Consider the following 584-nt stretch of genomic DNA (forward strand, 5'->3'; position numbering starts at 1 on the left):
AAATACGGGCAAGCTGCTACAATACAGCCGCTATGTCGAAACAAAACAAACGGAGAAACGGCATGCCATGAGCAACACACGACAAACACCGGAAATCCCCGCCGCACCGCTGCAAGAATCCCGCGCGTGGTTTGACGCGCACACCGCCGGTTTGCCCGAACCTGCGCAAAAGCTGCTTCAGACGGCCTTGTCGCTGGCCGAGACGCATTATCCTGCCGATGCGGCCACGCCTGCGGGCGAGCCGCTTTTGGCGCACCTTTTGGGTGCGGCGCGTATGGTGAACGAATTGGATTTGCTGCCCGATGCGGTGGCCGCCACGCTTTTGGCCGACATCGTGCGTTTTGTGCCCGACTGGCGTGAGCTGCTCACGGAACGCTGCAACAGTACTGTCGCCGAGCTGGTCAAAGGTGTGGACGAAGTGCAGAAGCTTACACACTTTGCCCGTGTGGACAGCCTCGCCACGCCTGAAGAGCGCGCCCAACAGGCGGAAACCATGCGTATTATATTTCAGACGGCCTTTGATATTTACCAATCAAAAGGCCGTATGAAAAATTATTCTTGCCAGCCGCCCAAATAAGAAACCA

Annotated in this window: 1 pseudogene; it reads left to right on the forward strand. The window is 56.8% G+C overall.

The annotated features are described in order from the left end of the window. Window positions 1-67 precede the first annotated feature (67 nt). Window positions 68-499: pseudogene (locus ACTHUR_RS16250) on the forward strand (HD domain-containing protein); the annotation flags it as partial. Window positions 500-584 lie beyond the last annotated feature (85 nt).

It is taken from the genome of Neisseria sp. P0021.S007, from assembly GCF_051956855.1.